Raw genomic sequence first — 22,075 nt, forward strand, 5'->3', positions numbered from 1 at the left:
TATTTTCCGTCTCCAGTACGAAATTACTCGCTTTTTAGAACTTGAAATAATAATTTGTTAAAAGCAAAAGGGAATTTTTGGGTCAGTACTTCTCCGAGGTCCTGTGGCAATAGCTGCAAATAAATGTAGGTTGTTTTCGGGTCAGTATGTCCAAGAATTTGGCTAAGGTATTCGATTTTCATACCTGCCTTTAAGCAATTAACAGAAAACGTATGGCGAAGGCTGTGTGGAGTATAATATTCTTCAAACCTTAGTTTACTGCATAGGCGCCGAAACATTTTTTCAATGCCTGCCTTTGTTAAGGGGATTCTACGTTCTTCTCCAAAATCTTTTGCGAATAGAAACCCTGTTATATTTTTACTCCAGACTCTTATCCCTGTAAGATTTAGATAATCTAATATAATATTTTCGACTTCTGGAAATATGGGTACGTAACGATCTTTATCTCCTTTTCCTCCACGAACATGTATTATTTTTTTTTCGATATTAAAATCACATGTTCGGAGTTTAACAAGTTCACTTATTCGCAATCCTGTTCCTACTAAAAAACTTAGAATAGCATGACTTCGATATCCATTAATTAATTGAAGGGAAGCTCGTAGAAGTTCATCCAGTTGAGAGTTTGGTAAGTATCTTGGGAGCAATGGAGGTTTGGTCCAGTCAAAACGCTTACTAATATCCCTGTTGATAAACCCCTTATCCTTACAATAAGCAATCAGTCCCTTGATTATTGCGGTATAGGTGTTTATCGTATATGTAGATAGGGATGTTGTCTTTCTGGATTTACACGTCTCGAGGAAATTAAGTACAACTATTTCATCTAAACGTAGTACTGTTAGATCTGAATGAAAAGTCTGAATGAAGTTATTTAATCGTTGTAGCACGTTTCGGTAACTTTCAAGGGTACGAAGAGATCTCTTTTTGCGTAGAACGAGTAGCTCAAGGTTTTCCAAAAATTTAGGAATAGCTTCGGAAATCAAAATATCCTGTTCCAGTTCAAGCATCTCATGATTATTTCTATTGTTAATAAAATTCATTAAATCATGTAGTGAAATACCTAAATCTTCACAGACCTTGTTTAAGTCGTAGTCTAAAGAAACTTCAATGCTCATTTAGTGGTTCCCCTTCGTCATTGGATTGTAAGGTAGGGTGTGAGATAACAATGTAGGGATACTGCGGTATAAATAATGCATGGTCGAACACCACTTTTTGTGCCCCACCGATTCAGAGACAGCGTTAAAATCATTTCTGTTATTTAAAGCGTCAGTGATGTAGGTGTGTCGAAATGACTTTGCTGAGAATTTGGTTTCACTAAAAGCAACTTGATTATATTTTCTAATCATGCAACTTATTATTTGTGTATTTATTGGTGCGTCAAAACGAGTAACAAATAAGGGTGCATGAGGGAGAGTATGGGCTCTTTCAGTCTTAATAAAGTCCGAAAGGACGCTTATCACAAATGGTGTTACTTTTAAGGTTCGTGTACGTGATTTTTTTGAAAAAAGTGAAATAGTGTGTTCTTTGATATCAATGTCTATTATTCTAAGTGTACTTATTTCAAGGGGACGGCAACCTGTTTCAATAAATAGTAAAACGATACAGAAGTCCCTTTTGCGGTTTTTTACTGATGAGTTTAGTATATATGTGAGGAAATTTTCGCGGCTTTCGACGTCAACATATTCATTGTCTCGTGTCAACTTTGGACGAAACTTTTCCGGAACTACATATTGAAATGAAATATAGTCGTTTCTATATAGAAAATTTATAAATCTTCTAATATGGTGTAATATTGTAAAGGCTGAACACTGCTTGATTTCTTCGAATAAAACTCGCTGCATAAGTATAGATTCAAAAGTTTGAATATGACGAGGATGTAATGATTCGATATTCTTCGATACTTCGTTACCTAAATGACGCAAAAACATTCTGATTTGTACAATAAAAGAGGCAATTGTTAAATGATTTTTATCAACAAGTTCCTCAATAAATTTTCGGAACGCTGTGCAACCCAGGTCATCGAATAATGGATATAGTGGGTTGGCTATCGGTTTTTCTAGTGTAAAAACAAGATCTTTAATTCTTGCTAAAAATCTAAAATACAAATCTAGACTAAATAAACGTTGGTGATACTCATTGCGTTTTAGCTTGTTTGCAAGTACAAGTTCATAAAGGTATCGTTTATATTCCTTTAACCCATATGTTAGTTTTCCTTCGAATAATTCATTATTTATTATGTTTCTTGCAATACAATAAAAAAAGAAGCTCAATATATTCTCCTCATGTCGCTTTTCGTATTTAATGCCAATAGTCCTAATAAATTCTATAAATTCATTAGTGTCAGATTGACCTGGATTTTGAGGAATGCCATTAAGCTCATCTGCGTTGTTTCTTTCATTGAATAGTTCTTGTTTATAGTAGTTGTTTGTTCTACGTGAATTCAATCCAGAAACCAATGCATATTCAATATTTGAAGAAGAGGATTTTGAAATAATCTCTTGGGATATCTCCACTGAACATATTGTTGGATTTAAAAGTTCTTTGCAGCGAGCGTCCAAAAAGATATTAAATTTTTTATAGTCTCGACTGATCTTCAGTTTTGCAAGCGTAAAAACCTCATCTCTTATTGCTTTATTTTGCAAATCTGATACTGTTGCGGAAGTTAAGAAAGTCATAACAACCTCGTTCGATTCGATGAACTGAAATTCACTCATAGGTCTGATCCCCTTTATTCTTTATTTGCGATTTATCATTCAATATTCCGATGTTTTTACTCCCATACTTCTCTAAAATAAGATACAATAGGTCATGGGTAGACTTTTTGCTGGGAAATAATACGATTCTTTTGAAGGCCTAAAGCCTTATTCTAGGATCAACTCATAATCGTTTACCACGTTTGTGGGTTGGCTCCGAATTTACTGCTTCCGCAAATCAGGAAGATAAAATAAAGGCTGAACTAATAGCCTTTTCTTAAAATTCAATTATCAAACGGATTGTAATCGTTGATAGTTGAACGCTAAATATTAACTTCCGCGTAAAATTGGAAGACTGATCTGGCCAAATAGCCATTTTGTAAATTCAACCAAGGAACGGATAATTCATTTCTTGGTTTGGTTAAACATTGCTATTTTCTCATTCGCTGGATATGCCGATTCTCTATTGCGATATCCGTAAGTGGGGGAAATTCATTTCAAGACATAACTTGGTACTCACCTAGGTTGGCTGCCTTAGCCGCTAGCTGACGAGAATTATTGACCATAATATTATTATGCCCAATAATTACCATTTTAGACTAAAAGTGTCTCTCTAATTGGAGTTAAAGTGGATTCTTACTTTTCCTGATTAAAGAGAATATTGTAAAATTTAGGCGATCATCAGTCATTTGTTGGTGGTTTCTGTTTGTGTGCCAAAAATACTAAAACGTGCTCCGTAATACGGAGTAATTTGTTTAGACAAAGTTGGGTTAATATTCCTCAGAGTGGGCAATCACTCTATTCCAATCTATCCTCTCGCTATTCCTCATGTTTGTCTGTGTGTTCTTTTCTTTTATGTTCGAAGTATACCCATTAGGTAATAAGACACTCATTATTCCATTCCAATGTAATTATTTTAAGTTCTTCCTGAAGTCGAACTGCGAAAAAGCTCGTAATCGGCAACTAATGTTACATCCGAGTGGAATCACATCTATTTTCATTTAATCTGTATTAAACTAAAGTTGGAGTGATTATAAAAATGAATATAAAGGTTAAGATACCGGCAACACCTGAACAAGAAGATGATTTGAAAAGATGGTTAGCATCAATCCATGCGAATGAGATTAATTTAGACACTAAATTGCTTCTTAAGTACGACTACTTTTATGCAAATGGCTGGATGAACGAGGAACAATTTATTAAAAATCACAGCGGTATTCGACTTCGTCAGTGGCCCGAAGCAAAATATTTATTACGAGATAACAGAATCTGCGACCTAATTCTTAGAAAATTAGGAGTGGGAGGCAGACGTAATTTGCTCGCAGCCCTACAAGGCTTTACAACAGATGTTGAGATTTCTCGTTTGCTGGGCTTTAAGAGTAGTAGTCAAGTAGCGGCATTACTTGATCCCGAAAATCAGCCGAATTCATTTCCAGGTACGATCACGTTATTAGCAAAATTATTAGATATTACTGACGAACATATTACATTTGAAAAGATACTTCATGTAGATAATCACTATAATAATTATCATCAAAACTCATCTTCTATTAAACTGAGCAACTTCTATTCACATGTCGGTAGATCAGATCGAGAATGGTTCTGGATAGTAAATGATTTACCATATCTTAAAGCCAAGAATTTATATGCGAGAATTAACACAAACGAAGAATATCAATCCATTGAAGTTTATAACTTAAATGAAAATTCTGTTGAAGTACATGATTTCCGATCTTGTTTAGATAGATCCTTTTCCGAAATTGTTATTACGTCTGCAGTTCTTCGTAATGTAAAAAAAGTTATCTACTTTAGGGCGCTGACTAAAAATAGTGTTTCGTTGAAGCAGCATTTACATGAACTGAGTCTTCGGAAATATACAAAATTTGTTCCATAGCAATGGAATCCTGATAATGTAACTAGACTTATGACAAACCTTCTTGTATAAAAACAAGGAGGTTTTTTATATGTTAGTTGATAAAAAGTTAAGGCAAACATTGCTCGAAATACTTATAGCATGGGAAATGGAGTTGCTAGAAAAAAATGATACACCTTGCGAACTTATAACTTCTAAAGTAGAGAACAATGATGGAAAGATGCCAACCAAGGTTATCCTTTCAGTAAAGGAACTGTCAGTGTATCTGGGGATATCACAGGATTGCTTGTACGCAATGGTAAGAGAGAATCAGATTCCATTCATCCGGGTTAGGAGAAGAATTTTATTTTATAAAGAATCGATCGATGCTTGGTTGAAGAAACAGCAGCCGTAAATATCTACTTCCCATATTTCTTGTTGATACAAGCAGCAATTACGCAAAATAAAAGCGAGGAAGGGGACAAGCTTCGGTTAGTCGAATGATTGAGTTGGAGAGTGTGTTCGGGCAAATGAAGAATAACAGGGGATTCCGGCGATTTCTGCTTTGAGGCTTTCCGAACGTAAGCCTTCAGGCCGGGCTGTTTTCTCTCGCCCATAATTTGCTCAAGAAGGCAGTAATAGAACGAAAGCCAGAAATGGCGGTGTAGGGATAGTCTCCCTGACACCGCCATTTCTTTATTTTCGCCGACTTTTAGATCCAAACTATTTTTGAGACAGCCCCTTTTTTGTATTCAAACACATAGTCAGACAGTAAAGTCCTAGTAGAATTAAGGTAATTTAAGGTAATATAACCGTTGGAGTAAATAGTGTAGCTACCGTTGTAAATTCATAACTGTTCATGAAAATAAATTAATATTGTTTGGTAAATTTTATCACGACATAGTTTTTTGTGGTCTGTCGCTAAATGCATAGTATCTAGGAGTTGATTCCATATATTGTTACCCTAGTAACAACTAAAAAGTAAGTTAGCATAGTGGAGGATTATGTAAAACTTTGTAGAAACAATAGGGAATACATTCCAGAAAATATTGGCAACTGGATTATGGATAATACAGAACCTAAAACGGGCTGTTATCGGTTCAAAAATTAAAAATGATTATTATCAGAAAGATATAGAATATTTAGAATCTCATTTTTTATAAGGTATGGAGTGATTAATTATGCAGGAGTTAATCAAGAATTTTTGCGAGGAAAAAGACACAGGCATATTTCTTATTGATATGCCAACAGGCTTCGGAAAAACTTACAATGTCCTTGAGTTCATAACTAATTATTATGATCGAGTAGAAGGGAAAATTTTGTTTCTGACCACACTAAAAAAGAATCTCCCTTTTGATGAGCTTCGAGAACACTTTGTGAAAAAGGGGATCGGTGATAGATTTGATGAACTATGTATAAAAATTGAAGCTAATGCTAATGGCGTAATTCTTAACCTCATGTATGTATACAAGGATATACCGCAACGCTTTAAAGATAGTAAAGAGTACCACGATTTATTTAATGCTGTTAAGCTTGTACATGAATGGACCAACAAAAAAAAGGATGAGACGATATCCGCTATTGTCAAAACTACGGAAAAAGCTATCATTGAACAGTATGAAAGGGCCTTTCGTGTTTTAATTGAAAAGGATTTAAAAAAATTTTCGAAACCTGTTGAAAGGTTATTGCAGATCAAGACAAATCGAGAGTATCAATGGGTTGGGAAATTGTATCCTGCAGTATTTACAAAAGATAAGAAGATATTGTTCATGTCTATGGATAAGTTTTTGTTAGGAAACTCCACACTAATCGAGCCTACCTACAGCTTCTATAATAATCCCATAATTGATAAGGCAGTTGTTTTTATTGATGAGTTTGACGCGACAAAAGATACCATATTAAAGAGGATTATTGATAAAGGGCTAGAGAATCGTGTCGATTATCTCAATCTCTTCAAGCAAGTGAATTCTGCCCTTAGTACTAGAGAATTCCCACACCAGTTATTAATTGATTCAAAGAAACAAGATGAGTATAAGCAGAACAATCCTAGAAAGAAAATGAACTCCAGTGCAGCAATTGTTTCAGGTTTTCAGGAAATCTTCAGTGACACGTACAAGAAGTTTAACATCCAGTATAGTTACAAGACATCGGGAAGTGTTGAAGATAAAAAGCGTAACTTTATCTTTAATGATTTGCAATTTCACTCTGTATTTTCCGGGGGAAATTCATATATAGGCATTGAAAGTGATGATGTAGCAAAACAGAATTGGATTAAGTTTCTCAAGACAAAACCAGAGAACGTTGATGGCGGAATTATTTATCTTCTATCCAGCGTTAAAGGATGTATTTCTTATTTCCAAAAAGGTTGTAGTAGGCTGGCCTATAACTATAAGAATGTGGTGGATGAAGGAAAACGTCTTGGTGATGATGATTTTACTTTAGAGCAGGCAATTAATTCGTTACTTTCTGAATTTCATTTATCAAGAGAATATGTTCGATATTTGACTTCACATATTTTATCTGGCCAGAGAAGTAGAAAACAGAAGGCGAAGAATGATAAGTTATCTATCGACTTCTTTGATATGTCAATTTATAATCGAGGTTTTCGTTATTTCGACTTTATTGATGAGCCAGAGCATAATCTTCAATCGAAGATTATGGTCTATGATTTTCCGGATACACCAGAAAAGTTTCTTGTGAACATAAGTGAACGGGCAAAGGTGATTGGTATATCTGCTACTGCATCTTTAGATACCGTCATTGGAAATTATGATGTTTCGTATTTAAAGAAGGCTCTTGGGGATGGTTATTATGAGATGTCTTTCAAAGATAAACAACGCCTAAATAAAAAGTTTCAGGACTTTATTCAGGGCTATGAGAATGTAGACATCTATGTGGAGCCAGTGGGCTATTGCCAGAGCATTGAAACGGAACTTATGGAGATATTTTCAAGTAAAGACTTCGCGAAAAAATACAAAGAGAAACTCGAAAGACAATATCAAGGGTACGAATATGCCATGGAAAACTTCATAAAAGTTCTAAAGGCATTTAAAGCATTTATTTGCAATGATGATCTGCAGTCCTTTTTGTGCTTAACAAATAAGTTAGCAAAAGAAGGTAAAAGCCTTTTCGATCTAAAACTTTTGAAAGAAATAGGTGACCATATTATAAGGATATGTAACAAACCATATAAGATAGATTCGGTTATGGTACAAATTGATAGTGATGATTTTGATACCAAAAAACAGAATCTTATTTCTAGACTTAAAAATAATGAAAAAGTATTTGTACTATCAGCTTATCAAACCCTTGGAGCAGGACAAAACATCCAATATCCAATGCCGGTAAACAAAAAATTCGTCACTATAAACGAATTCGCAAGAGGTAGAGGAGAAAAAGATTTTGATGGTATATACCTTGAGAAACCAACAAATCTTCTTGTGAATATTAGAGAAGGATTAGAAGAAGAAGAATTAGTTAAGTATATTTATCAAATTGAGTTCTTAATGGAACGTGGAGAACTTTCATTGGTAGAAGGAATTAGTCTGATAAAAGATGCATTTCGTTCTTTCAGTGGAGTGAAGAACAATTTCACTGGATTCAAGGCGAATGTTTATGGAAGCAAATCGGTCGAAAATTATGCACTTCGAGTACTTATTCAGGCGGTTGGTCGCTTATGTCGCACCGGTATTAAGAACAAGGAAATCTGTCTTTATGTTGATGAAAGCATCTTTAGAATGAATTTTCAAATTGAGGACGATCGTTTACTGAATCCGGAGTTTGCAAAGATAGTAGAAAAGCGAAGATCTTATTGTGAAATAAAAGACGAAACATACGAAACAAAGAACACCTATGAAAATAATGCCAATACTCTTTCAATTAAAACGGTGCATATCATTAAAAATCTGATGCGAAAGTGGGATGAGAATAGTATTGAAATATGGAAAGAACTACGCAGTGTATGTCTTAAGCATCCAACAATGTCAGAAGATGGGCTTAGAAGAATGCCATGGGCACAAAACTTATATATCAAGGCTCCAACGAAGATCAATGGTTATACATATACACAAGAAGATGATTACGAAAAGAACATTACCATTAAATTTGATGGGAGTCTAAAGCAAGTGGTGTCTGAAAACGATGTGAGATTGAATTTGCTCATGCGGATACCTAGGATAAGGGAGCATTTTATTCAAATGGATTATGCTACAGAGTTCATAGCTAATGAATATTTCCTTACGCCTCCACTATATAACAACATTTACAAAGGAGCTTTAGGTGAAGTAATTGGCAAATTTTTATTGAAGGAATATTGGCATCTTGACCTAAAGGAAATTGATAATGAGGAAATCTTTGAGTTTTTTGACTTTAGATTAGGCGACGATATCTATATTGACTTTAAGCTTTGGAAGGAGACCAATTCATTTGATGCCGAAGAGCAAAAGAATAAGATTATTAAGAAGCTGGAAGCCTGTGGTGGAAAACGTGCAATTATCATTAATATTATGGCTGATGCATCTAACTATAAAATTACAACTAGTGGAGATGGTAAAATTGTAGAAATCCCACTGCTATGTGATATACGTACGGGAAAATTAGATCCAACCATCTATGAACAGATTAGACATGGAGGTTATTTTACATGTTGAAGTCAATACGGACAAATAAAATATGTGCGGAGTTTTCTTTACAGAACATTCAGAGGGATTTTGACATTTATAAAATTACAACAACTGAAAAGTATATTCCTGGCGGCGCTTATCTATTGGATAAGCCGTTAATAAAAGCTAAATCAATCGTGTATGAATATGGAAAGAGCTTTTATATACTTTATACGAAAAATACGATGATGGTTAATGACCTGAAAAAAAGCCTACAGCCAGAAGAAAAAGGAGATACCTTATCGTTTGAGTGTATACGGGTAGAGAAGATACCGAAGCATTTGCTAGTTCAACTTTTCTTAAACAGTATAAACAATCCCAACAATGAGTTATTGTCCTTCAATAACCTCACAGGAAAACTGATTTGTTATCGAAATGATTGGATTAATACAGATAAGAAGAATTTTATCTGGGGACTTGATTGTTTGGAACTTAAGATTGGAAATGATATGTGTTTGCATTTATTAGCCCATCGATTGTCCGCTTATGCCTTGAAGAATAAGATGGAATTTAAGAAAAGACGAATTCATGAATACCCGCAGTATAATTTTACAGACCATAACCATACCTTAAAGCGTGCTGATAAAAAGGAATTAAATCGAAGCGAAAACTTTATAATGAAGCCAGTGGAAGGCGAACGAGGAGGAATCACATATTTAAATTTTCAAGATCAGGAAAAATTTGAATACACTAAGATAGGTGTTCTTTATAACATATTATCGATTCTAAAAAATGAATATAATGAGTATTTAAAAGTTGACTTTGAAAAATCTGTAGTTAGTAAGTGTCTCGAGTACAAGAAATCAGACTTGAACAAATTCAAAGATGTCGTAAATAAATTGGTCTTATCTAATGGTATTATGTTACTTGATGGTGTTAAGGATGAAACATCAGAATTATATTTAAGAAAATTGAGAGAACGTCTAGAAGCGGTATTTCCTGCGGTAGAAGTATCCGTGGGAAAACATGTATCTAAACAGAAGTTAAATATTAAACTGATTCATCATAAAGCCTACTATGAAAAAATGACCCACGATCCTCATAATGACATCCATGAAGGCGCGGCGGTTCAACACATAACACTAGAAAACTTTAAATTAGCTGCAGATGCAGCTGTAGAGAATGTATTAAAAGAACTGGTCATCAAGAAAGACCTAATTAACAGAAAAATCTCATTGGTGGACTGGCGAAGTTACGAATATCAAAGTGACTGGATATTTGGAATACAAGATGGTGGGAAATATTATTTTATGACAGTTCATCCAGATGGTACGTTTGAAATAAAACGAATGAAACGTAATTTATTTAATATATCCGATTATGATAAGTATATGGACTACTTAGGTAATAACGCAGACACAAAAAAGCATGACTATCGTCAAGCAATAGGTTTGGTTAGAGATGTGGCAGGTAATATTAATATAATTAGTGATACGAATCAGATAACTATGCCGGAAGTTTCGACACTTGGCGATTCTCTGGTACTTGCAGCAAAAGACGTAAAGTTTCCAGGAAATTATATAATAAATGTAATAGAACGATTGATTCAGTCTGGGGATGCGCATGATAAATATTTAGATATATTAACAGAAGCTAAAGACCGCTTTGTAGCAGATGAAGAGTATGATAAAACCTACATTACGAGTATAGTAAAGAACAAGTCGGCAAGAAAGGTATTAACAGATTTTGTTTATGAAGATACCGGTGAACTTCTTTACTTGTACCTTAGAAATCAAGAAAAGAGAAATGTGCTGTTTTCTGGTTTACTAGATATTAATTACAGTCAAATAGATTCTCGAGAAGCTATTTTTAACGTTGGAATTGTAGGGGCCGGAATGCAGACATTTATGGAACGTGCAAGCGTGATACGTAAGGTCGAAGCTGTCGATGATGGGGAATTATTCTTTGAAGAGCTGTTACCATTAATGGGTGTTGAGTTTGTCCGATATGGCATGCTAACTGTAATGCCATTCCCATTTAAGTATTTAAGAGAGTTCTCATTATTGGAAGGTAGCTTAATAGAGTCACAAGCTTTGAAAAAGGAGTTGTTTTCTAGTATCTAATAAAAATACTTCTTTTAAATTCATTTATTAGCATAAGACACCTTTACGGAACCACAATTGAATGTATAAAGCCTTTTTTAATTTAGGCTTTAGCCCACCGCGGTAGATGGGGAAAGAGTACTTGAGGATCTATGCTCCAGCAAACTTATCGAAAGATAAGTAGGCTAGGTTATGGGCCGAAAGCAAAAGAAGCTTTGGTTGCCAGATAAATTATTTTGTGATGGAAAACTACCACGGAATTGCGGGGTAGTTTTTTGATTCCTTTAAACCCAAATAGAAAGGTGAAAAGTAAAGCCCAATCTCATATGTAGTTATAACGTGTTGCTGTGGTAATAGCCTTATCTTATTAACATTCTAAGATACAAAAGTAAAATAGAAATAGGATGTGCTTTTATATACGGTTATAGCTCTTTCCGAATGTAGTATGCTTATGGTTCAAAAAACACCTTCATTAAAACGTCTGAAAGTCTTGTTTTTTTGTTTTTGAGTTGAATTTATTCCTCCTAGACTTGAATGGAAAGCCTTTAAAGGCAATTCTGTGGTTTAGGGGAAAGATCTAAAGAAGAGTATTCGGTTTTGGCGAATGGTTTAGAACTGAATTGGTTAAAAGAAGCGGACTCCCTTATTCGGAAGAATCCGCTTAAATACTTTGAATCAATCAGATTCATTGAGTATGATTGTTGATTTATCCATCTGAATTAGCGCTACTCTGTCTTCTTAGATTTTTAATGGCAAGACTGAGGTTCTGTTCGTTTTCTGCATTACTCCATTCCTCCCAAAACTTTACTGAACCAGAATTGGGTTTGTATTCAGGCTCTTGGATTTTGATTCTGCTTGGCAATAAACAGGAATCTCCGACAACAATTGCTTCACCAACCCCTAGTGTTGGTAATTGGTCCTGTATTCCACCAAGATTTTCTGGAAGTAAGTTTGAAACGGCATTTTTGTCCGATTGATTTGAAAGTCTAAGCGCTACTACATTATTACATTGACTCATGACAGTTGTATTTAGCTCAGATGGGCGCTGGCTGATGATAAGAAGGCTTACTCCGTATTTTCGTCCTTCCTTCGCAATTCTTTCAAAATGCGCTAAAGCCCTTGCCTCAGCTGCATCAGCTGCTAAACGATTAGGTAAATATAAGTGCGCCTCATCGCAAACAATTGCAATGGGATGCCTTGTTGAACTGTCAGACCATTGCTGTATTTGGAATACTAGTCTTGCTACTAAACTAAGAACAATAGGTAAGATATCAGAAGGTACTTCACTAAAATCAATTATTTTAACACCCTCGTTTTCTTTGGTATTAGCCTTCATTAAACTTTCGACTAAATAATCCAAATAATTAACAGCAAGTTGTTCTTCTTTCAATGAAAATAAAAATCCATGTCTACGATCACTTCTTTTTGAGGCGAGACGAGGGAGGAAACGATTAAATTTTCCATTAAATGGACCATTGATCAAACCGTTTTTTCCTTGAACTTTACCTTCGTTCAACTCTGTAATATCATTAATAACATCATCTAAACTGTACGGAACAGGACTATCTATTGTGAATGTCTCTAATTCTTTCTGCATGTCTTCTTTTGTCAATTCCTCTTTTTTTGCTTTAATGACTGCATTGCTAAAAGCCATCGCCTGATTCGGTGCATTTTCATCGCTTCTATCCAGAATTAATGCCAGCATATCCTCATAACCGAGCAACCAGTATGGTAAAAAAAGTACGTCTTCATTAGGATTATCTAAATCCGCAGGCCCAGCAATTCTATATCTTTTAATATGAGGATGGATCGATAATGGTTCATATTCGCCGTGCAAGTCAAATACAATCATATTGGAATTTGTAAGACCTGCAACTTGTTCTACAATCTTAGCAACCGTCCACGATTTACCAGAGCCAGTTGAACCAACAACCATAGCGTGTCTTTGGAAGAAGGCATTACCATCTAAAATTGCAAGTGCATCAGAAGCCATAGTATAGGTGCCTAATGTTAAAGGAGTTTTAGATTTTGCTGTCTCGTCTGCGATTAATCCAGTAAAAAGAGTTAGGTACCCTCCAAGAAGTAAAAAGCATTTTGCGCCAATTTCAGGTAAATTTTCGACTGCACGAGTAAATTTTGCAGTCTCTCTTCCCCCCCCCGGTCCTTTTAATGTACCCAAAGCGTTTACAGTGATGTCATTATTAGTGTTATTTTTTTCTTCATCGGTATCGTCGTCATAATTATTCGGCTCGTATTCAAGCCTTACAACTCGCTCAATACGTCCAATTAACCGAGTATTAGGATCAGAAGTATGCATTATTACATAACCGTTAACGTTAACTCTTCTAAGTTTTTCTTCGTCTGTAGTGAAGATATTGACGCTATAGCTATCAACTTTATTTACGAATCCAATAAACTGCTCATCTGCAATGTTAAACAGATCTAGACACTGTTGCACTAATATCAGCTCCCCATGCTTGATTTAGTAATACTTTTAATGTCCAATGCTCAGGCTCATCGGTTATAAATGGTTCGAATACGTCGCTTATCACTTGGCTACCATTTTCGTATTTTTGGACGGCGATGAAGTTTTTTATTTTTTTGCTCTCAATTAGTTCCTTGGCGTTATCAGAAAGTCCCATTGCTAATATGACTTTTTTTACTGAGTCACTTCGAAGAATAGAATCAAAATTCCCTTGAATATGCAAATCATTAAATCCAAAGCCCACAAAAACAAGAGCTTTACTGCTATCTAATACCTGTTTCATTTCCGAGAGTACAATGTTATAAGGCTCTTTATGTGTTTCTAGATATTTTCCTATTCCAGGGGTAACTATAGTCGGAATGATCTGAATCCTCCCTAACATTGGAAGTAAATGATTCCCAATACCTTGCACTTTTTTAACTTGACCATCAGGAAATTTAAACCAGCTTAGTGAACCATGGGGTTTATAAATTCTTAGATGTTGGTGTCTTCTAGTCACAGGTTTCTTTCCAACTATTGAAACAATCTTCATTCTCTCATTTAATTCAGAGACAGAAAGAGGTGATCCAATAGATCCTTCGTGGAATCCATCCCAGATTCTCCATCCAGAATTTGATGCGGACCATTCTATCAAATGATCATAATTTGTTGTGATAATATGTATTATTTCGGTATTCGAGTTTTTAAATTTATTAAAATAGCGTACAAATCCAGTTGGATCGTTATCGTTTGAGATATCAAGAATCAGTTTTTGTTCATCATTCGAAATACAACACCAAGTCTGTTGGATAATTTCTTTAAGAAGTTGCTTACTGATAGCATCGCCAGAATCTTGAAGTGCCTCTTCTAATCCTTTATTTTCCGTGATAAGTCTACTCTTAATTTGCTCCCATTCGTTTAAATCATCCTGCTCAAACTTGTCGATATTTACATTTTGGATCAAGTATGTAGCCAATTTTCCCATCCCTGAAATTCCAGCACCAGCTGAGAGACCACTTCCTACAATAAAGACAGGGTTTAATTTTATAATGCTCTCTATGTATTCGACATAAGCTTTTTTCATTAATAGTTCCCCTTAAACAATTACAATTTACATTTATTAGCATATAACAAATTCGACAAAATGGGTGGAAAATCCTTCTAATATTGTAGAACGTAATCGGATGTTGACTTTGAGGGGGAGATTAAGAGAGACAAGCAGAATTTGCCCCATTGCTACTACTCTTCCGAGAGGCAATAATGAATCAATTTATAATATGTTTGTTTTATTATTTGAATATTTTCAACACCCAATTCCTCACTGTTAAGTTATCTTGTTTGAACAAAAGTATCCGATTTATATGGTTCTCATTCAAATACTTAGTACGACTTCATATGCGAAATAACTTCTTTATAGAAAATCATCATCCTTTCGCCACGGCAGGAACCGCGATTCGTAACAGGACTTTAATTATCCGAGAAACGGGAGCAATTATATTAGTTCCTGGCTCTATTTTTTGCTTGATTGTTCCTTAGTTAACTTAGTTATGTTGATAAAATAGTATTATAGTAAGGTCTCATAATCAGTACTAGGTAACCCAAGTAGGATCCTTGTTAACAGAATGCTATTTCACTTTGGAGGAAATTGTAAATTTTTGTAGAAAAGAAAGAGTGGTAATCAAAAAAAGTAATTAGAAGGGGAATTAACATTGGAAGATACTTTCTTTGAAACGCTATCAGTTGCTCATTTAGAAAAAATCCACTCACAAATGTTATGTTGGATTCTTAATGGAGATATTTTAGACTTAGCTCAAAAAACTAGAATGCTTAATAGTATATTTGGGACAAGTGAAACAACATTTTCTAAACTAGATTGTTACACTGAATACAAATCGATGGATATAGTAGTTGTAACAGACAAGATAACCTTTATTATCGAGAACAAACTAAAATCTTCACAACATAGCGATCAACTTGAAAGATACATGGAAATAATTCAAGAAGACAGTCGGTTTAAGGATACTATTTCAAAATTTGGATTTCTCACACTAGTAGGCGAGGAATCAAAACACTCGGAGTGGAAGAATATTATCTATAGGGAATTATTAGATTCGCTGAGGAATGTTTTTGTCTACAATGAAGAAATCAGGAATCCGTCCCACATTATTTTTAATGAGTATTTAAAAACGCTCGCTAACTTAGTTGATACATTTGAAAAATTTGATAAAAACCATAAAGATTTTCAGAACGTTTTTGAAGAGGCAACTAAGAAAAAATATGAGAAATTAAATACGAATTACGGGTCAGAAGAGAAAAAATATATCTCTCGTGTCAACTTGGAATCTGTGTTTCAGGAGCACTTTTTGCGTAAGATTGCTCAGAAAATAATAGATATTAATAAATATAGTTATCACATTGGAAATACAAATGGTAACGCATTGCTACACATAGATTTATCTACAAACAATAAAATTAATGGTTTTGATTTTAATTTAGGATTCCAGTATCAAGATAATACATTAAAATTTAATATTGGCGCGGTCCTTTATAAACAATCAAACTCAAGTTGGTTACCACAGGAAGTCTACGACTATTTTGAGAATTTATCAAAAAACACTAAATTTAGTAAATACAACCCTCCTAAATACAGAGCTTATACATCGGTATCCAAAAAATTGGATAAAGAAGTATATGAATTAGATGAGGGTGAGTTCGTGCAAATCCTAAATGAATATATTGATGAATGTAAGGTCCTAATAGGCATGTTTACCGAAGTAAGTAAGCAAAAAAAATGGGAGAGAATCTACAAGAGATAACCCACCTCTCCCATCTTGGGACTATATATCAAGCCTGACGGTAAGCTTAGCTTGTTCGTGTTGCAATACCAGTTAACAATGAGAGTGTGCAGACGCTCAGTAACTTCAGTATTGGTTAATTTGGAAGATACGGAAAGCATTGAAGCGGCCTTATTGAAACATAAGAGAAGGTGAGGGGTCCGCTTCCAACTTTAGAACCTTGAGTCGATATGATCTACAGAACTTTCCGCCGCTAACATATTCTTTGGGACTCTGCGGTGTGGTTATCTCTTTAAATTCAAACCATTTACTCAAGAACCATGGAGACTTTTTATGTAGTACTTCCTGTAGCTTTATATCATCAACTGATGGTGAATAATATTCTGTTTGAAAAATGCAATCCTTGTACTGATGTATCTTGTATGGGGAAATTATGCTCTAGTTTGCAGTGACAACACATTATTAATTAATAAAGGCGGTATTTGCTTGGGACATTCTAAGAGACTGTTAGAACGCGAGATGCTTTTCCATTCGAATGGAGATAAACATCTTTGTTCAGATTGTGTTGATGATTATGCACTTAAAGAATATATTGAATCCAATGGTAATGAAGGATTCTGTGATTATTGCGAAAACGAAGACACAAATGTAGTTAGTTTTGATGACTTTATGGAATTTTTCTTGGAAGGTATTGATTCAGAATGGGATCAACCGGGAAATTGGATGGGTTATGATGGTAGAGAAGGCGGTTGGCAAGGTGCCGATGTTTATGATGGTTGGGATCTAATTGATGCACTTGATCCGTTTTCGGAAAACGATGATTTAATAACTGACATAAGGTCAGCTTTGGTTGATAGAGAATTTTGTGAAATAGATCCCTATTCTCTTAGAAGAAACCAAGAAGATTATTATAACTGGCAGCAGTTTTCTGATCAAGTAAAATATAAAACAAGGTTTGTGTTTTATAGAGTGGAAAACCCTCAACATGACCCATACGAGCTCTCCCAACCATATGAAATTTTAGACAGAATATGTGATTTGGTTTCTGATCTAACGTTATTTAGTGTAATTCCGAAGGGAGAAGTAATCAAACGATTTCGCAGACATAATGAAAATGAATATTTCGACAGCTACAAGGATATAGGTCCTCCTTCTAAGGGGAATGCGAAATTTTCGAATAGAATGAGTCCTGCAGGAATTCCTATGTTTTACGGATTTTTTGATCACAATGTACCTTTAAAGTATTGGTACAAACACATGACAAAGAACAAAGGAACGTTTGAAAATGCTGTAACAATTGGTTTCTTTGAAAGTGTAAAGGATTTAAAAGTTATGGATTTAACATCATTACCACCAGTTCCAAGCATTTTCGATCAAGATAATCGATCTAAGAGGATGGGAATCATCTTTTTAAGATCATTCTTGGGGGATTTTAGTAAAGAAGTAAAAAAAGACGGCTCGGAACATATTGATTACGTTCCTACTCAAATTTTTACTGAATATTTTAGACATATTTATCGGACGCCAGATGGTGATCCATTGTATGGAATTATCTACCCAAGTTCTATGATGGATGGGGTGGTCGAATGCGTTTTATTTTTGGATTCAGATAATTGTATGCAAGATAATATACCCCCAGATAATAATGAAATATATGAAATATTACCAAAAGAAAAAATTCTGTCATTATTATCAGATAAAACCGAGAGACATGTTTTTTAATAATTATTATGATTGGGTGAAATTATGAGCTCTAATGAAAAGGCAAAGTTTTTGCAACAGGAAATTCAAGATATGATTCTCTTTTTTCAAAAACGGAAAAGAAGAAATAAGAAAAAAGCGTTTTATATAAAATTATTAACTATAATTTGCTCTGCTTTAATTTCTGTACTTTTAGGGCTAAAAGATATTAATGCAGGAAACTTGTTGGTGAACATATCGATTGGACTGGGAGCGTTTATTACAGTTCTTAATTTTATAGAAAGCTTTTATAATCATAAAGAACTTTGGATAAAAGAAGCAAAAGCTCACATTGAACTTCTTGAGCTAAAAACGAATATCGATTTTTATATTGTTGGAGAAGATAATTCTAATATAAAACTGACAGACCTTGAGAAATTTAAAGATAGATTTAATGAAATTATTAATACTAATGCGAATAATTGGGCTAGTATGCATCATAAGACAACTAATAAAGAGGATTCTCATGAAAAATAATATATTCATTTTCTGACTTATGAACTCATATCTCTAATGATATGGGTTTTTCCTTTGATCGGAAGGTATGATAAACTCGACATATAACAAAATGCTTAAAAACAAAACGAAGTAGTGCCCCACGATACGAATAGTAAAAGCAATAGATTTGTAAAGGAAAATCGTCGTATCTGCTTCAAAACACATACAATGCCGGTAAAATAAAATTCCCTAATTTTTAACCATATTTGCTAATTTTTTTTGTTTGAAAGGTGAGAAAGATAGAATGGAAACTTTAGAAGAGCTATTAGATGCACCATATTACTTGGACTTGTAATCTAAAATATCTTCACTACAAAAATGATGCTAACTATTTTACACAAATGCAAGAATTTAGTTTGGGTATAAAAGACAACCCAGATTTCGGTTATAGTAATTACATGTTTGCCGGAACTGAACAAATCGATGAGTTCATTAAAGAGTTTAAAGTAAGCCAATTGTAATTAATCAAACAAAATGTAATCTCTTATTTAGAAGGTTTGATCTAGACCTTATTTTGGAAACATTTGAGGCTTTACACATTAGAAGAATCAAAAGAATTGTTAAAGAAATACATCGATGTTTACATAAAAGAAGAAACGATTTAAATAATCGAAAAAAATCTCTAACACTCGTTCGTTCAGTTGCAAGGAAAAAAAGATCCGTTTTACGACGTTTAAATCCACATAATTGTTATTATGAGAACATTAACCCCAGTTGAATAATGAATAATGGTTATTATGATGTGTAGCGACACAAACATGCTATCATTCAAATACACGTTGCTAAAAGGATTATTAAATGAAAAGAAGTAAGTTTGCGTCGCAAGCCTACGACGCAAACTTACTTCATTACTAAGAGCGCGATAAAAACATACTTTCTTTATTCGTGTTTTTTTGATGCTCGCGAGTATTCGGAGCAATTAATATTCGTTGAACCGCATGAATCAGTCGTGATTTTGAATAGCGTTTACGAAAGGGGGAGAGACATGGCAATAGCAATAGGGACAAGTATAGGTGAGAAATTCCCGATATTGATCAAAGAGTGGCACTTAACCAAAAACGGCGACCACACGCCTTATAACACAGGATGCGGTTCAGAAAAGAAAATATGGTGGCTTTGCGAAAAAGGTCATGAATGGTCAGCGACTCCTTACAACAGAACAAAAGGGAAAACCGGCTGCCCATATTGTTCTGGGAGACGGGCGACACTCGAAAATTGTTTAGAAACCAAAAACAAAGAGTTAAGCGCGGAGTGGCATCCATCCAAGAATGGGACATTATCACCAAGGAATGTTGTGAGTGGAACTAAAAGAAAATTTTGGTGGAAATGCGAAAAGGGACATGAGTGGGAAGCATCCGTATGGAATAGAGCTAAACCTAAAAACGCAACGGGCTGCCCTCGCTGTTCAGGTTACATATTAACCGAAGAAAAATCTCTAGCTAATTCCAAGCCTGAACTTGCAAAAGAATGGCACCCGATAAAAAATGGTAGCGAGACTCAGAATGACGTATTTATAGGTTCATCGAAGAAAGTATGGTGGCTCTGCCAAAACGGTCATGAGTGGCAGGCGATTATTTCGAGTAGAAGCAAAAAGAACGGAAACGGTTGCCCGTATTGTTCAGGGCAACTAGCGAGTCCTGAATACTGTTTGGCTGTATCAAAGCCAAATTTAGCAAAGCAATGGCATCCAACTAAGAACGGCACTTTGACTCCCTACGACGTGACTCCTGGTTCAGGAAAAGCTGTATGGTGGATATGCAAAAAAGGGCATGAAAGAAAAGTCGCGGTCAACAGTTGTTCTGACAAAGATGATATCTGTCCGATCTGTTCGGCGGAAAACAAGACGTCGTTTATGGAACAGGCTCTTTATTTTTATATCAAAAGAGTATTCGCAAATGCATCAAATCGGGAAATAATCGAGTTTATGGGAAAGAAAAGCGAAGCAGACATATTCATTCCCGAATTGAACCTCGCCATCGAATATGATGGTTTTCATCATAAAAAGTCCGGAAATATCAAAAAGGACGAGAGAAAAAACCGTTTTTTTTACTTAAACGGAATCCGATTAATTCGAATAAGAGGTGCAGACTTTCCAGACTTACAAGCATTCGGATCATCAGTAATTACTCAGTATTCGAACAAGGAAGAAGAAATTACAAGTGTAGTACAAGAAATATTTCAATTCATCCGAAGCGAGTTCGTGTTGTCCCAAACAACAATAAAAGAAATGATAAAACAAAGAGATGCTCAACTGGATGCCGATAGGGGAAATATACTCGAACAGTACATTCTGTCCGTGAAAGAGAGAAATTTGTCGGAAGCAAACCCTGATATAGCGAAAGAGTGGCATCCGACAAAGAATGGTTCGTTACTCCCTGAGAACGTTTTTCTCAATAGCATTAAAAAAGTTTGGTGGATTTGCGAAAAAGGTCACGAATGGCCGAGTACCATTAATCATCGTACAAATAACGGAAAAAGAAAAGGAACAGGATGCCCTTTTTGCGCGAACAAAAAAGTTAACGCAGAAAACTCATTGGCTTTAACAAACCCAGAGTTGGCCAATCAGTGGCACCCAACAAAAAATAAAGAGAAACCGACCGAGGTTTTTGAAGAAAGCAACAAGAAAGCGTGGTGGCTGTGCAAGAAAGGGCATGAATGGTACACGTCCCCAAATTTGAGGAAAGGTGGACGAAATGGTTGTCCAATATGTTCTAATCGAATAATCACAATGGAAACAAGCCTTGGCGCTGTTAATCCAAAGTTAGCGAAAGAATGGCACCCAATAAAAAACGGAGAAATGACGCCATTTGATGTGCCACCGGTCGGTGCGAAAAAAGTGTGGTGGCTTTGCGAAAAAGGTCATGAATGGCAATCGCGCATAGCAAATCGGAGTTACGGAAACGGCTGCAAGCAATGTGACTTAGAGAGACGGAAAAATAGAAAAAAAGAAACGACCTAAAAAAAGGTCGTTTCTTTTAATTATGTAGGGATGTATATTTGAGGCGCTTTTATGATATGATGCATGATCATGTCGTAAAGGAAAGTATGATCGTGACGCTGGACATATGAGGCGTAACCTAATACAAGGAGGGTTGTGCCTCTTTTAATGAAACATACATAATGCAATTGTGTATGATTCATAAAAAATAATATATTCCCATAAGATATATCCAAATATGATCCAAATCACAAGCAATCGTCCGAATGCATGAGATTATTAATGAGGTTTTCCAAGATGAAGCCTGTTTGAGTTTCAAACTCAAACAGGCTTTTGTTTCATGTTGCAACACTTGAAAAATAAGGTAAAATGAATATTACGGTTACTGATAACGG

At 35.0% G+C, this 22,075-nt stretch carries 12 protein-coding genes; 8 read left to right on the top strand and 4 right to left on the bottom strand.

What is annotated here, in order from left to right:
* Nucleotides 1-23: 23 nt before the first annotated feature.
* Complete coding sequence (locus tag O9139_RS01610; RefSeq protein WP_270877698.1) at nt 24-1,112, bottom strand: tyrosine-type recombinase/integrase; 1,089 nt, start codon at nt 1,110-1,112, stop codon at nt 24-26.
* Complete coding sequence (locus tag O9139_RS01615) at nt 1,113-2,711, bottom strand: tyrosine-type recombinase/integrase (protein WP_270877699.1); 1,599 nt, start codon at nt 2,709-2,711, stop codon at nt 1,113-1,115.
* A gap of 1,018 nt (nt 2,712-3,729) precedes the next feature.
* Here O9139_RS01615 and O9139_RS01620 point away from each other — a divergent pair.
* From O9139_RS01620 to O9139_RS01635, 4 genes are all read left to right on the top strand, one after another.
* Nucleotides 3,730-4,584, top strand: a complete 855-nt coding sequence (locus O9139_RS01620; RefSeq protein WP_270877700.1) for a hypothetical protein — start codon at nt 3,730-3,732, stop codon at nt 4,582-4,584.
* A 70-nt stretch (nt 4,585-4,654) separates the two neighbouring features.
* Nucleotides 4,655-4,957: a helix-turn-helix domain-containing protein gene (locus tag O9139_RS33155; protein WP_333742436.1), complete on the top strand. Its 303-nt coding sequence runs from the start codon at nt 4,655-4,657 to the stop codon at nt 4,955-4,957.
* A 766-nt stretch (nt 4,958-5,723) separates the two neighbouring features.
* On the top strand, nt 5,724-9,191 hold the full coding sequence (locus tag O9139_RS01630; protein WP_270877701.1) for a hypothetical protein: 3,468 nt from the start codon (nt 5,724-5,726) through the stop codon (nt 9,189-9,191).
* Nucleotides 9,185-11,266, top strand: coding sequence for a hypothetical protein (locus O9139_RS01635; RefSeq protein ID WP_270877702.1), 2,082 nt, complete (start codon nt 9,185-9,187; stop codon nt 11,264-11,266). The genes O9139_RS01630 and O9139_RS01635 overlap by 7 nt, the downstream gene beginning before the upstream one ends.
* Nucleotides 11,267-11,951: 685 nt before the next feature.
* Here O9139_RS01635 and O9139_RS01640 read toward each other — a convergent pair.
* Nucleotides 11,952-13,703 carry an ATP-binding protein gene (locus O9139_RS01640; protein ID WP_270877703.1) on the bottom strand — a complete coding sequence of 584 codons (1,752 nt, stop codon included), beginning with the start codon at nt 13,701-13,703 and terminating at the stop codon, nt 11,952-11,954.
* Nucleotides 13,678-14,793 (bottom strand): SIR2 family protein, encoded by a 1,116-nt coding sequence (locus tag O9139_RS01645; protein WP_270877704.1) that lies wholly within the window; start codon nt 14,791-14,793, stop codon nt 13,678-13,680. Before O9139_RS01645 ends, O9139_RS01640 begins: the two co-directional genes overlap by 26 nt.
* 625 nt (nt 14,794-15,418) lie before the next feature.
* On the opposite strand from O9139_RS01645, the gene O9139_RS01650 reads away from it, so the two are divergent.
* The 4 genes from O9139_RS01650 to O9139_RS01665 all read left to right on the top strand — a co-directional run bounded on the left by O9139_RS01650 (nt 15,419) and on the right by O9139_RS01665 (nt 21,701).
* Entirely contained in the window at nt 15,419-16,525 is a 1,107-nt protein-coding gene (locus tag O9139_RS01650) for a PD-(D/E)XK nuclease family protein (protein WP_270877705.1), read from the top strand.
* A 366-nt stretch (nt 16,526-16,891) separates the two neighbouring features.
* Nucleotides 16,892-18,226 carry a HEPN-associated N-terminal domain-containing protein gene (locus O9139_RS01655; protein WP_270877706.1) on the top strand — a complete coding sequence of 445 codons (1,335 nt, stop codon included), beginning with the start codon at nt 16,892-16,894 and terminating at the stop codon, nt 18,224-18,226.
* Nucleotides 18,227-18,250: 24 nt separating this feature from the next.
* Entirely contained in the window at nt 18,251-18,721 is a 471-nt protein-coding gene (locus O9139_RS01660; protein WP_270877707.1) for a DUF4231 domain-containing protein, read from the top strand.
* A gap of 1,006 nt (nt 18,722-19,727) precedes the next feature.
* The gene (locus O9139_RS01665) at nt 19,728-21,701 is read left to right on the top strand and encodes a zinc-ribbon domain-containing protein (protein WP_270877708.1); all 1,974 of its coding nucleotides are present in this window, start codon (nt 19,728-19,730) and stop codon (nt 21,699-21,701) included.
* Nucleotides 21,702-22,075: the final 374 nt, after the last annotated feature.

It is taken from the genome of Paenibacillus aestuarii, assembly GCF_027789125.1.
GTDB classification, from domain to species: Bacteria; Bacillota; Bacilli; order Paenibacillales; family NBRC-103111; genus Paenibacillus_E; species Paenibacillus_E aestuarii.

Coding starts and splice junctions, on each gene's coding strand:
- O9139_RS01615 (WP_270877699.1), bottom strand. CDS start 2,711: ATGAGTGAATTTCAGTTCATCGAATCGAACGAGGTTGTTATGACTTTC.
- O9139_RS01635 (WP_270877702.1), top strand. CDS start 9,185: ATGTTGAAGTCAATACGGACAAATAAAATATGTGCGGAGTTTTCTTTA.
- O9139_RS01645 (WP_270877704.1), bottom strand. CDS start 14,793: ATGAAAAAAGCTTATGTCGAATACATAGAGAGCATTATAAAATTAAAC.
- O9139_RS01630 (WP_270877701.1), top strand. CDS start 5,724: ATGCAGGAGTTAATCAAGAATTTTTGCGAGGAAAAAGACACAGGCATA.
- O9139_RS01660 (WP_270877707.1), top strand. CDS start 18,251: ATGAGCTCTAATGAAAAGGCAAAGTTTTTGCAACAGGAAATTCAAGAT.
- O9139_RS33155 (WP_333742436.1), top strand. CDS start 4,655: ATGTTAGTTGATAAAAAGTTAAGGCAAACATTGCTCGAAATACTTATA.
- O9139_RS01665 (WP_270877708.1), top strand. CDS start 19,728: ATGGCAATAGCAATAGGGACAAGTATAGGTGAGAAATTCCCGATATTG.
- O9139_RS01620 (WP_270877700.1), top strand. CDS start 3,730: ATGAATATAAAGGTTAAGATACCGGCAACACCTGAACAAGAAGATGAT.
- O9139_RS01610 (WP_270877698.1), bottom strand. CDS start 1,112: ATGAGCATTGAAGTTTCTTTAGACTACGACTTAAACAAGGTCTGTGAA.